Raw genomic sequence first — 11,980 nt, forward strand, 5'->3', positions numbered from 1 at the left:
CGGTCAGGCAATTCGCCCGGCGAATCCTGCGGCGCTGATCAGCCCGCCTTCGACAAGAGCGCTGATCAGCGCGGCTTCGACAAGAGCGCTGATCAGCGCGGCTTCGACATGAGATCGAGATAGGTCTCGACGACCCGGAAAGTCGCATAGGTGGCGGCACGTGCGACGCGCGGCGCCGGATCGCCGGGCTCGGCCAGCGACCGCGACAGCGCGTCGACGAGAGCGCCATGATCGCCGACCGAGACGAGACGTCCGAATCGGCCCTCGGCGAGGATCTCGCGCGGTCCTCCACAATCGGTTGCGACGACCGGAAGGCCGGAGGCGAGGGCTTCGACCACTACGTTTCCAAAGGACTCGCTCGTCGAGGTCAATGCGAAGACCCTGGCATCGGCGTAGGCTTGCCACGGGTCGGCATGGCCGGGCATGCGGACCCGGTCGCCGAATTCGGCGGCGGCCGTAGTCAAGGCGGCACGCTCGGGGCCTTCGCCGAGGATCACGAGGCGGGTATCGGAAGGCAGTTCGCGAAAGGCCGCGATCAGCCGGTCATAGCGTTTCTCGGGAACGAGCCGGCCGACCGCCAGGATGAGGGCCGGCCGAGCCGCGAGGGCGGCGGCATCGACGGGCGGCTGGGCGTGCTGGACCGGGATCGGGTTGGGGACGGCGGCGACCCGCTCGGCACAGGCGTGCCAGTCCTGGACCAGGTGATGGGCGAGACCCTGCGAGACGCAGACCGTCGCCACCGACAACCGCGTCAGGATCGGGGCGAGACGGTAGGCAAGCCGCCCGAGACGCCCGCGCACCACTGAGCCGTAGCCATGGTAGGAGAGGTAGGTGCGGGTCGGCACGCGTGCCAGGGCGGCGGCGGCCACGAGCTTGAGGCTCGCGGTGGCGTCGATCGCCAGGGCCGCTTCCGGACGCTCTTGGCCGAGCCAGCGGGCAAGGGCCAGGACGTTGCGGCCATGGCCGCCGGGAAGTGCCACGACGCGCACACCGGGCGCGACGAAGCCGCGATTGGCCTCGGCCTCGTAATCCACCAGGAGGGTGGTGGGGATGCCGGTCGCGTGAAACCCCGAGGCCAGCACGGCAGCCGTACGCTCGGCCCCCCCAGCCTGCAGACCCGGCACGTAAACCGCGACGGAGCGAAGGCGTTGCGTGGTCACGACGCCATCGCCCGACTCATGCGGCTTTTGATACCCCGGCTCCGAGATTCGGTTTGAAGCTGCGCAGGAAGAGTTCGAGATTGCACAGCGACCACAGAACCTTCTCGTGATTGACGCGGCCCTCGCCGTGCTCGCGCACCAGTCGGTCGAGTTCCGAACTCCGCAGGATGCGGCGGGTTTCGGACTCGGCCGAGCCGAGAAGGTCGCCGAGCCGATCACGGAAGGGGCCGCGGAACCACTCGTCGATGGGGACGCGGAAGCCGACCTTCCTGCGGTTGAGGATCGAGGCGGGCAGCAGCTTGGCGGCCGCGGCGCGCAGGACCGCCTTGCCCTTCGGGTGACCGATGAGGAAACGGTCGGGGAACCGCGCCACGACGCGGGCGAGCTCAACATCCATGAACGGCATCCGGCCTTCGATGGAGGAACCCATCATCATGCGGTCGCCGCGCTCGAGAAGGTTGTCGGGGAGCCACGAAGTCTGGTCGAAGAACAAAGTCCGGCGCAGGGCCGACCCGCGCTGCGACGAGAACGGGAAGGCGTCGATCGCGGTGTGCGGGACGCGGCCGGTCAGCGACTCGCAATCGGCTCGTGACATCCCGCCGAACCAGCGCCGCATCCGCGCCTCAGGGTCGCGTTCGGAGAGCGCATTCGCGAGGATCTTCACGCGGCGCAGGCGGTAGGGCAGGGCATCGATCGCCGGCTTGACCACACGGTCGTGGACCGTACCCGGCACGAGGCCGTGATAGAGCGCCAGCCGGTGCTCGGCGCGATGCTTGGGGTAGCCGGCCAGGAGCTCGTCCGCGCCCTCGCCGGTGAGCACCATCTTCACGCTCTCGCTGGCGCGTCGCGACAGGAGCAGGATCGGGATGTCGGAGGTGTTGGAGACGGGTGCGCCGGAGTGGCGCAGAGCATCGGGCCAGGAGTCAAGGAAGTCGCGCGGCGTGATCACGCATTCGGTGTGGTCCGTTCCGAACAGGGCGGCGACCGTGCGGGCATGGTCGAGCTCGGAATAGGCAGCCTCGGGAAAGCCCACGGAGAAGGTGCGCAGCCTCGTGCCCGCATGCCGAGACATGGCCGCCACGATGGCGGAGGAATCAAGCCCGCCGGACAGGAAGGCGCCGAAGGGGGCGTCGCTGCGCATGCGCAGGCGCACGGCCTCGTCGAAGGCGTCCTCGAACAGCCGTACCGCCTCACCGAAATCGGTGACGTCGGGCTCGGTGGTGGCGAAGGGCGGCGTGAAGTACCGGCGGGTCTCGAATACGCCGGCACGCCAGGTGCCGAGGCATCCCGGTGGCAGCTTGCGGATCCCGGCGAAGAAGGTGGCGGGACCCGGCACGTAGCGGTCGGTCAGGAAGGCATCCAGCGCCGACCAGTCGAGGTCGCGATCGAAACCCGGTAGCGCCGTGAGCGGCGCGACCTCGGAAGCGAAGGCGATCCGGCCGGCATTCTGGCTGAGGAAGAGCGGCTTCTTGCCGAAGGCGTCGCGGGCCACGAGGACGGTCTGGTTCGCGGCATCGAAGAGCGCGAAGGCGAACATGCCGCGAAAGCGGGGCACGCAATCCTCGCCCCAGGCCCGGTAGGCCTCGAGCAGCACCTCCGTGTCGGAATCTGTGCGGAAGGCATGGCCGAGCCGGCGCAGCTCCTCGCGAAGCTCGACGTAATTGTAGATCTCGCCGTTGAAGGTGAGGGTGAGCCGCCCATCCGCGCTCGCCATGGGCTGATGGCCGCCCGCGGCGTCGATGATCGAGAGCCGGCGATGACCGAACGCGATCTCGTGCCGCCCGTCGGCGGTGCGCGTCGACCATGTCCCACCGCCGTCGGGCCCGCGATGGACCAGGGTATCAGTGATCCGGCGCAGGACCGTCTCTCCCGGGGACGCTCCAGCCCCGACCATCCAACCGACGATGCCGCACATGCGAGGATTGTCCCGTTTCAGGCTGAACGGCGTTGCGGGTCGATCGAGACGATCGAATGCTCCCGCGACCTTGCAGTCTCGGTGCCGCCGGCTTCGATAGTCTTGGTGCCGCCGGCTTCGGCTAGCTCGGCATAGACCGCGGCGAGACCGGCTGCGAAGGTATCGAGGGTGAAGCACTCGGTGTATCGGCGCCGTGAGGCCGCCTGCATCCGGGCAAGGCCATCGCGATCAGCGATCAGCGCCGCGAGCGTGTCGGCCAGGAACTTGGGGTCACGGGTGACGAGGCGACCGTTCTCGCCGTCGCGCACCACCTCCGCGATGTTTCCGACCGGGGTCGCCACGAGAGCCGCACCCGCGCAGGCGCCTTCGAGTAGGCTGAGCGGCAGGGCTTCGGCGACGGAGGGCAGGACGACGATGTCGGCCTCGCGCATGAGTCCGTGGACCGCCTCGGCGTCGAGCCAGCCCGTGAAGCTAACGCGGCCGGAGAGACCGAGACTTGCGGCCCGGGCCGAATAGGCCGCCACGTCGCCATCTCCGGCCACGACGCAATGCCAACCGCCGATGCCGCGACGGGTGAGGATCGCCAAGGCTTCGATCAGGCTGCCGACGCCCTTGTGCTCTCCGACCCTTCCGGCGAGCAGGACCGATACCGTCCCGCTCCTCGGTTTCGAAAAGTCCGTGGCGCTCAAGAAATCCGGGATCCCGTTCAGTACGATCCGGACCTTTGCCGCCGGCACACCCTGGGAATGCAGAGCGATGGCGGAGGCTTCGCCGAGGACGATGACGATATCGGCCGAGTGGCAAATCGCCAGGAAAAGCCGGCCCGCGATCGCGCCGCGAGCCAGAGCCTCGAGCGGCAGGCTATCGTGGAGATGGACCGCGACGCGCATGCCCATGGCGCGCGCCATGCGCAGCACGGCGTATTTGCGCCATGCGCTGCCCCGGTTGGCGAAATTGATGTGGACGACCTGCGGGCGGAACGCGCGGAGTGTTCGCGCGAGAACAAGGAGTCGCCATGGGAAGATCAGCGGCCAGACCGCACTACCGCCGCGCGCAGCCGCGAAGCGCAGGTCGACCCCGGCCAGCGTCTGGGGCGCGGAGAAACGGCGCAGGTAATAGTAGAGACGATCGATACCGCCACGGCCATCGAAGCCGGAAGGCGTCACGCAGAGGACCCGGACGGGGTCGGTCATCCTGGTCTCCTTCCCGCGTCGCCTCGTTGCAATGACCGCACCCCCGATAGGCGCACCTTAAGTCTTCCTTAGATCATGATGTTCCTGCTGGGTGAGCATCATCAGCGGTCTCGGTTAAAGACTCCGCTCCGGTCGAGAATCGCACGCCTGAAGATTCGAACCATGCCATCGGCGATCCTCCGTCCCCGAGACTCCATCCTGGCTTCGACGGCCGATACGGCCGCGCCTTCGGCGAGCCGAGCGTCGCCTTTTCTCTCGGCCCTCTTCCTGGTCTTTGCGGGGTTCACGATCCTCCGCGTCGGCCTGAACCCGTTGATGCTCGATCTCGTCGTCAATTACACGGCGGATCAGGGCTCGATCGTCGAGAAGCTCCACCCCGCCCTCTACGGCTTCGCGGGGATCGCCGTCATCGCGTTCCTCTGCTTGAGAGTCACGCTCGACGCGTGGGAGGTCCGCGTGGTCCGCGCGATGATGGCATTCATCATCGGCATCGTGACGTTGATCATGCTCACGACGCTTGCTGGACGCGGCGGGAACGCCGGGTTCCTGATCGACACCTATGCGGGCGCCTGTTGCTGCGCCCTGCTGTTCCTGTTTCCCCCTTCCTGGCGCAATGCGGTCGGCCAGGTTCTCGTTTGCTGGCTGGTCCTGAGCGGGCTCGTCGGGCTCGTCGAGTTCGGCCTCAAGATTCGATTTCAGCCCTTCAGCGAAACCGAACGTGCCTTCCGGCCCATCGGTCTCGCTGCCCATCCCCTCGATCTCGGCCTCTGGATGGCGGTCGCCATCTCGTTCTGCGCCGCCACCGAGTGGTCCGGGCGGGCCAAGGCGGGGGTTTGTACCGTGCTGGTGCTGGCGCTCGGCGCCTCCGGTGCGCGCTTCGCCTCGATGATGGGCCTCGTCAGCGCAGTCGCGCTCGCGTTGGGCGCCGTGGGTGCCGGCCGGTCGTCGCGCAAGCGACTGGAATGGCGGATCGTCGCCATGACCGCCGGCGTCGTGATCGTCCCACTTGTCGTGGCTGCGCTCTACGCCGCCGGTGCCCTGTCCCGATTTGAATCCGGGCTCGACGATTCCAATGCCCGCGCCCGCGTCGCCATCTACGACGTATTCGATTACCTGAGCTGGCAGGACATTCTGGTCGGGACCGACATCGCTCGGGTCCGCAAGATCGCCCTCATATATCTCAAGCTCGAATACATCGAGAGTTCGCTCGTCATCTTCGTCATCCAGTTCGGCGTGCTGGGGACGATGGCGTTCGCAGGCCTCTTCGGCTGGCTGCTACGCATCCTTCTCATTGGAGCGAAACCCGCCGTTCTGCTCGGAACGCTCGTTTTCTTCACGGTGATCCTCAGCAGCAATGGTTTGACCTCGAAAGGGTCCGCGATCTTCCTGCTCATGACGCTGATCATCGCCTTCCGACCGGCTCAGCCGAAAACCCGGAGGGTGGTCGATCCATGAACCCGGAGGGTGATCGATCCATGAGACGCTGCATGTGCCAAGCGCACCTTGCGTCTCTGGCGTTCCTATTTCACGCTGGGCTCGCAACCATGACCGCCGAGGCGGCTCAGGCGCCGTTTCGACGGGGCGTCGGGGTTCATTCCCTGCTCAACTGGGGCGATCTGGAACCCGGCCAACCGGACCGCTACCGTCGGGCGCCCTTCGCAGGACCGGACTACGAGGTCCCCGATGCGCTCTTGACCGCCGTGGCACGATCCGGCTTCGACTTCGTGCGCCTCACTGTCGATCCCGGGCCTTTCCTGCAGCTGACGGGCCGGGACCGGGACGCCCTCGATACCCATCTCGTCACGGTGGTCCGGCGACTCCAGGGCTATGGTCTGGGAGTCGTGGTCGACCTCCACGGCAACACACAGGTCCCGGCCTATGACCCGCAGCGTGTGATCGCCTCGGCGGATTCCGCGCTCTTCCGTGCCTACGTCGCTTTCGTCGGACGAACGGCCCGGCTCTTGTCCGGGCTCAAGATCCCGCGCCTCGCCTTCGAGCTCATGAACGAGCCGCCCTACGGCTATGATCCGGAGAGTCGCCGGCGCTGGCAGGGCATGATCGAGACGCTGCATGCGGCGGCGAGGGCAGAGGCGCCGGACCTCCTCCTGATCCTCACGGGGAGCCATGGCGGCGACCGGCAGGGTTTGCTCGACCTCGACCCGACGCCCTTCCGGGGCAGTGCGGTCCTGTACTCGTTCCACCACTACGAGCCGCACGACTTCACCCACCAGGGCGTGCCGGCGGAGGGTCTTGCCGGCCGATATCGTCAATATCTGTCGGGACTGCCCTATCCGGCAGCTAGCCTGCCCGCTTCGATGGTGCAGGACACGGTGAGGGCAAACATCACCGCCGATACGTCTCTCACGGCGCCGGCACGGAAGCTGGTGGAGCGCGAGGCGGCCGAGAAGGTCTCGGCCTACCTCCGCACCGGCCTGGATCGAGCGACCATCACGCGTGACTTCGACCAGGTTTCCGCGTGGGCAAAGCGCCACGGCATCGGCCCCGAGCGGCTCTTCCTCGGCGAGTTCGGGGCGACCCGCTCCTACGACGATCACCGCGCCGGCGATCCGGTTTCGTACGAGACCTGGATCCGCGACGTTCGGTCGGAGGCCGAGGCGCGGGGCTTCGGCTGGGCGATCTGGGCGCTGACGGGCACTGGAGGCATGGCGATCGTGTCGACCGACGGAGGCACGACGCTGGATGCCGGGACGTTGCGGGCGCTGGGGCTCAGGGAAGCGGACGGCGTCCCGTGAGTGGGTCGGCCGATGCCTCAATCCTTGCGCATGATGATCCACAGCGCGTGGACCATCCCGGGCACGATCCCGAGAATCGTCAGCACGATGTTGAGGAAGAACTGCAGGCCGATGCCAGTTGTGATCAGCACGGCGACGGGGGGCAGGAAGATGGCGAGCAGGATGCGAATGATCGTGGACACGGGAACTCCGGACTGGCGAGCGGTCGGTCGCTCCGTGCCGGAAGCGAGGCAAACCGGTTTTGGTTCCCAGCGCGGGCGTTCCTCGGGCCTGGGTTCGACAGGATCGACCGCGTTTCCCTGACCTGGACATGATACCGCCCTCCGTCGGTACCGCGCCGCGGCGGTCGGGCCGGTTGCATGGGGGCGCGCGTTGCTGCTCGACTGGATCCATTACCTGACGACGCCGGCGCCGAGCGATTTCAGGCGCGTCGGCTTCGTGCGCGACAGCATCTGGCTCCTCTCCCGCTCGCGCCGTTGCCAGTCTGCCTGGCGGTCTCACCTCTCCCGCTCGCGCGAGCTCGTCACCGAGGCCGCGGCAGCTCTACCGGAGCGCCGGACAGTCGTCGTCCTGGGATCGGGACTTCTCGACGACGTGCCCTTCGAGACCCTCGCCCGGAGCTTTACGAGTGTGGTCCTTGTGGATGTCGTTCATCCCTGGCCGGCTCGGGCAGCGGCGCGGCGACACCGGAACGTCCGCCTCGTCGATTTCGACCTGAGCGGCTGCGTCGATTGGATGCTCGGACGCAGCAGGGACATTGGACCCGTTCTGCCGGACGTCTGCCTCGGCTCCGATGTCGATCTGGTGATCTCGGCCAACGTTCTCTCGCAGCTACCGATCCTGCCGCTGGACTGGTTCGAGACACACGGAAGGGTTTTGCCCGATCTCGGACGCCGGATCGTTACCGCGCATCTCGATGGACTTGCGGCGCTCACGGCCCGGGTCTGCCTGATTACGGACGTCACGCAGATCGAGGCGGACCGCGCGGGCAAGATCGTCGACAGCACCGACCTCCTGCATGGGGTCAGCGTCGGGATGCCGGAGCGGGACTGGGACTGGGACCTCGCGCCGTTCGGCGAGGCGGCACGCGGATCGCGCCTCGTGCACACCGTCTACGGCTTCGGCGACTGGCGCAGGAATCGGAAGAGGGGGCCACACTGACGGGACCGAGTCCACCTTGCCGCCGCCATCGATGCAGGGGCGTCGCAGGCTCGATACGGTTCGTCACGGGCCGGCAGGAAAAGCGAAACGGCCGCCCCCGTGAGAGAGCGGCCGCTTCAATCGATCACTCCGTGCCGGAGCCCTCATCCGGTACGCCGGCATCGCCGACTTCGAAGCGGGGACGGCGGCGGCGGCGCGGCTTGACCGCGGCGCGAGGGGCCTCGTCGTCCGACGGCGCCGATCCAACGGGCTCGGGAGCCGCGACGGTCTCGACCACGGCCGGGGGCCGGGTCGGCGTCATCAGAAAAGCGGGAAGGCCCGCGGGCTCGTCCAAGGGAAGCCGGCTCTCCGGCTCCTCGCGACGGCGACGGCTCCGGGTGGGGGCTTCGGCGCGCGGAGCATCCTGCCGCGGCTCCTCACTGCGCGGCGCATCCTGACGGGAGGAATGCTCCTGACGTGGAGCATCTGACCGGAACCCATCGGGACGGGCAAAATCCTGCCTTTGCAGATCTTGCCGTGCCGGTTCCTGTCTCGGCGCATCCTGCCTCGTCAGGTCGTGGCGCGGCTGCTCCTGCTGCGCATAGTCGGGACGCGACTGGTCCTGCCGGCCCTGATCGTGGCGCGGCCGGTCGTTGCGGTTGTAGTCCTGACGCGGCTCCTGGCGGCCGCCCTCACGGGGCTGGTCGTTGCGGGGACGGTCCTGCCGTACGGCATCGCCGCGCGGTTGATCCTGCCGACCGTAATCCTGACGCTGGCCGTCGCGACCATTATTGTCGAAGCGAGGATTGTCGAAGCGCTGCGGCCGGTCGCTGCGGTTCTGGAAGCGGTCGCGACGCTCGGGGCGGTCGTTCCGGTTCTGCCGGTTGTCGGGACCCGCATCTTGCCGCGGCTCCGGACGGGCATCCTGCCGGCTCTCCGGTCGATTCTCCTGCCGGGCATCGTAGGGCTGCGGCTGGTCGCCGTAATCCTCGCCGTAGGAATTGGCGCCGTAGCCGTTGGCGGCATAACCCTGCGGGCTTCCGTTCTGACCATCCTCGTCGCCATCGTCGTCGTCGTCGAAGGCGCCACGGGCGTAACCGCCGGCAGCCTGCTGCCGGTTCTGTTCCTGGGCACCGGAGATGATCCGGAAGTAGTGCTCGCCGTGCTGGAAATAATTCTCAGCTGCCACCGGATCGCCGCTCGCCTGCGCGTCACGGGCAAGCTGCGCGTACTTGTCGGCGATGTGCTGGGCGGTGCCCCGGATTTTGACGTCGGGGCCGTTGGATTCATAGGAGCGGGTGAGGGGATTGGGACCCTTGGGGCGGTTTCGGCCGCGCATCCGTCTGTTCTGGTTTGGTCTCATCGGTCTCGATTGACCCTCGTTCATATCGGAGCGTCTGATGGTGGGCGGTTTCCGGTCCGCAGCGGTGACCCGATCAGGGCTCGTCGCCGTCATCGGACAACCCGAGCTATCCGCGATCGATCTGTCGCCGTCTGTCCGTCAACCGGGCTCGCGCTCGCGTCCAGGGCGCCTTGGCAGGAAAACGTCGCCTGTCAGGTTCGAAAGGACCAGGCCCCTGCGGCATCCAAGATGCGCGTCTGCCTGATCACGGGGAGATCGCCTAGAAACCGTCCTGGATGGATCCGCGACCGTTTCTACGACAAGCCGACTTAACAGTCCGCTTACGACCTGCGGGAAGACGTTAGCCGTTTGCCGATCGCGCAACAAGCATTTTTTCCATCAGCCGCCGATGCCGCCCAACGGACCCGTTCGATCGGGCCGGACATTGAACTGGCCGAGGCTGACAGTTCGGTCATGCCCCGCGAGATCGCGCGCGACGACGACCTCCGCGAAACCGGCATGGCGAGCGAGGTCGGATACGGCCGCGGCCTGATCGAAACCGATCTCGAGATGGAGCGTGCCGCCAGGCGCCAGGAATCCGGGGCCGACCCGTGCCAGGGCCTCCAGGATGCTGCGATAGGCCTCGAGGCCATCGTCGCCGCCATCGAGGGCGAGCCGCGGGTCGTGGCACCGGACCTCCGTGGAGAGCCCGGCGATCACATCCCCGGCGATGTAGGGCGGGTTCGACACGATCACGTCGAAGGAACCGGCCAGAGCATCGCACCAGGACATGGCCGCGAAGGCGCTGCGATCTGCGACACCGTTCACTCGCGCATTGGCGGACGCGGTCAGCAGCGCGGCATGAGACAGATCGATCCCGACGCCGAAGGCGTGTCGGTATTCCGTCAGCAATGCGATCAGGATGCATCCCGTACCGGTGCCGAGGTCGAGGAGGCGCAAGGGACGTGCCCGATCCGGCCATCGCGCCAGCACGGTCTCGACCAAGGTCTCGGTATCCGGCCGGGGCACCAGGGTTTCGGGCGAGAGGGCGAAGGGTAGCCCCCAGAATTCCCATTCGCCCAGGATCCTCGCCACCGGCTCGCCGGCGAGTCGTCGCTCTATCGAAGCGGCGAGACGCGTCGCGGCCATCTCGCCGACGGCGCGGTCGCCGTGGAGGACGAGGTCCGTCCGCGTTACCCCGAGGGCGTGCAGCGTCAGATGACAGGCATCCCCAGGCGCGGCGTCGATGTCCCCGCCGGCCAGGACACGCTCCGCGAGGTCGAGGGCCGCCCGGCGGGTGAGGTGCGCGTCGAAAGTCGTCACGCCATCCCGTCGGCGGCCAGGAGTTCCGCCTGATGCTCGGTGAGGAGGGCGTCGACGAGTTCGTCTAGCGCCTCGCCGGCAAGCACTTCCTCGAGCTTGTAGAGAGTCAGGTTGATGCGGTGGTCCGTCACCCGCGCCTGCGGGAAGTTGTAGGTACGGATGCGCTCCGACCGGTCGCCCGACCCGACCTGCGACTTGCGGTCGGCGGCGCGCACCGCGTCCTTGGCGGTGCGCTCGGCGTCGTAGAGCTTGGAACGCAGCAGCGACATGGCGCGTGCCCGGTTCTTGTGCTGCGAGCGCTCCTCCTGGACGAAGATCACGATCCCGCTCGGCAGGTGTGTGATGCGGATGGCCGATTCCGTCTTGTTGACATGCTGCCCGCCCGCGCCCTGCGAGCGCATGGTGTCGATCTTCAGGTCGGCGTCGTTGACGACGATGTCGACCTCCTCGGCCTCGGGCAGCACCGCCACCGTGGCGGCGGAGGTGTGGATGCGCCCCTGGGTCTCGGTGTCGGGCACGCGCTGGACGCGGTGGGCTCCGCTTTCGAACTTGAGCTTGGCGAAGACACCCTTGCCCTTCACCTCGGCGATGACCTCCCGGTATCCCCCGACCGTGCCTTCGCTCTCAGAGATCACCTCGACCTTCCAGCCCTTGAGGTCCGCGTATTTCGCGTACATCCGGAAGAGGTCGCCGGCGAAGAGGGCGGCCTCGTCGCCGCCGGTGCCGGCGCGGATCTCCAGGATGGCGCTCTTCTCGTCGGCCGCATCCTTGGGCAGCAGGATGAGCTGCAAGGCCCGGTGAGAGCGCTCGACGGCCTCCTCGGCCTCGGGCTTCTCGTCGGCGGCGAGCGCGCGCATCTCGGCATCGCTGCCGGGCTCGTCGATCAGCCCCTCGATGCCGGCGAGGTTGTCGGCGGCGGCACGATAGGCGTGGATCGCCGCGACCACCCCTTCGAGCTCGGAGAGCTCGCGCGAGAGCTGGACGAAGGTCTCGGAATCGGCGGAACCGGCGCTCAGCATCGCGGTGACGATGTCGTGCCGCGTCAAGATGGCATCGAGCCGGTCGGGAGGAAGTGGGGTCATTGCCCGCTGGGTACTCTTGGGTGTGAGGAAGTGCTGGGTGTGAGGAAGTGCTGGGTGTGAGGAAGTGCTGGG

General features: G+C 67.6%; 10 protein-coding genes. 3 read left to right on the plus strand and 7 right to left on the minus strand.

Features of this window, described 5'->3' with window-relative positions; all coding sequences use genetic code 11:
• Positions 1 to 92 precede the first annotated feature (92 nt).
• The 3 genes from ACFE7U_RS09610 to ACFE7U_RS09620 are packed head-to-tail and all read right to left on the minus strand — an operon-like array spanning position 93 to position 4,268.
• Positions 93 to 1,160, minus strand: coding sequence for a glycosyltransferase (locus ACFE7U_RS09610; protein ID WP_375409495.1), 1,068 nt, complete (start codon positions 1,158 to 1,160; stop codon positions 93 to 95).
• Positions 1,161 to 1,176: 16 nt separating this feature from the next.
• A complete protein-coding gene (gene asnB, locus ACFE7U_RS09615; protein ID WP_375409496.1) occupies positions 1,177 to 3,075 on the minus strand; it encodes an asparagine synthase (glutamine-hydrolyzing) in 1,899 nt (632 codons plus the stop codon).
• A gap of 17 nt (positions 3,076 to 3,092) precedes the next feature.
• Positions 3,093 to 4,268, minus strand: coding sequence for a glycosyltransferase family 4 protein (locus tag ACFE7U_RS09620; protein WP_375409497.1), 1,176 nt, complete (start codon positions 4,266 to 4,268; stop codon positions 3,093 to 3,095).
• 162 nt (positions 4,269 to 4,430) lie between these two features.
• On the opposite strand from ACFE7U_RS09620, the gene ACFE7U_RS09625 reads away from it, so the two are divergent.
• Positions 4,431 to 5,723, plus strand: a complete 1,293-nt coding sequence (locus tag ACFE7U_RS09625; protein ID WP_375409498.1) for a VpsF family polysaccharide biosynthesis protein — start codon at positions 4,431 to 4,433, stop codon at positions 5,721 to 5,723.
• A gap of 89 nt (positions 5,724 to 5,812) precedes the next feature.
• Positions 5,813 to 7,021 (plus strand): glycoside hydrolase family 5 protein, encoded by a 1,209-nt coding sequence (locus tag ACFE7U_RS09630; protein WP_375409499.1) that lies wholly within the window; start codon positions 5,813 to 5,815, stop codon positions 7,019 to 7,021.
• A 17-nt stretch (positions 7,022 to 7,038) separates the two neighbouring features.
• On the opposite strand, the gene ACFE7U_RS09635 is transcribed toward ACFE7U_RS09630, so the two are convergent.
• The gene (locus ACFE7U_RS09635; protein ID WP_082494664.1) at positions 7,039 to 7,203 is read right to left on the minus strand and encodes a YqaE/Pmp3 family membrane protein; all 165 of its coding nucleotides are present in this window, start codon (positions 7,201 to 7,203) and stop codon (positions 7,039 to 7,041) included.
• Between the two features lie 190 nt (positions 7,204 to 7,393).
• On the opposite strand from ACFE7U_RS09635, the gene ACFE7U_RS09640 reads away from it, so the two are divergent.
• Entirely contained in the window at positions 7,394 to 8,182 is a 789-nt protein-coding gene (locus tag ACFE7U_RS09640; protein WP_375409500.1) for a hypothetical protein, read from the plus strand.
• A gap of 124 nt (positions 8,183 to 8,306) precedes the next feature.
• Here ACFE7U_RS09640 and ACFE7U_RS09645 read toward each other — a convergent pair whose 3' ends face one another.
• The 3 genes from ACFE7U_RS09645 to prfA all read right to left on the minus strand — a co-directional run bounded on the left by ACFE7U_RS09645 (position 8,307) and on the right by prfA (position 11,908).
• Complete coding sequence (locus ACFE7U_RS09645; RefSeq protein ID WP_375409501.1) at positions 8,307 to 9,500, minus strand: DUF4167 domain-containing protein; 1,194 nt, start codon at positions 9,498 to 9,500, stop codon at positions 8,307 to 8,309.
• Between the two features lie 402 nt (positions 9,501 to 9,902).
• Entirely contained in the window at positions 9,903 to 10,826 is a 924-nt protein-coding gene (prmC, locus tag ACFE7U_RS09650) for a peptide chain release factor N(5)-glutamine methyltransferase (protein WP_375409502.1), read from the minus strand.
• Positions 10,823 to 11,908, minus strand: coding sequence for a peptide chain release factor 1 (prfA, locus tag ACFE7U_RS09655; protein WP_375409503.1), 1,086 nt, complete (start codon positions 11,906 to 11,908; stop codon positions 10,823 to 10,825). Before prfA ends, prmC begins: the two co-directional genes overlap by 4 nt.
• Positions 11,909 to 11,980: the final 72 nt, after the last annotated feature.

Source organism: uncultured Methylobacterium sp. (genome assembly GCF_964251405.1).
Taxonomy (GTDB): Bacteria; Pseudomonadota; Alphaproteobacteria; order Rhizobiales; family Beijerinckiaceae; genus Methylobacterium.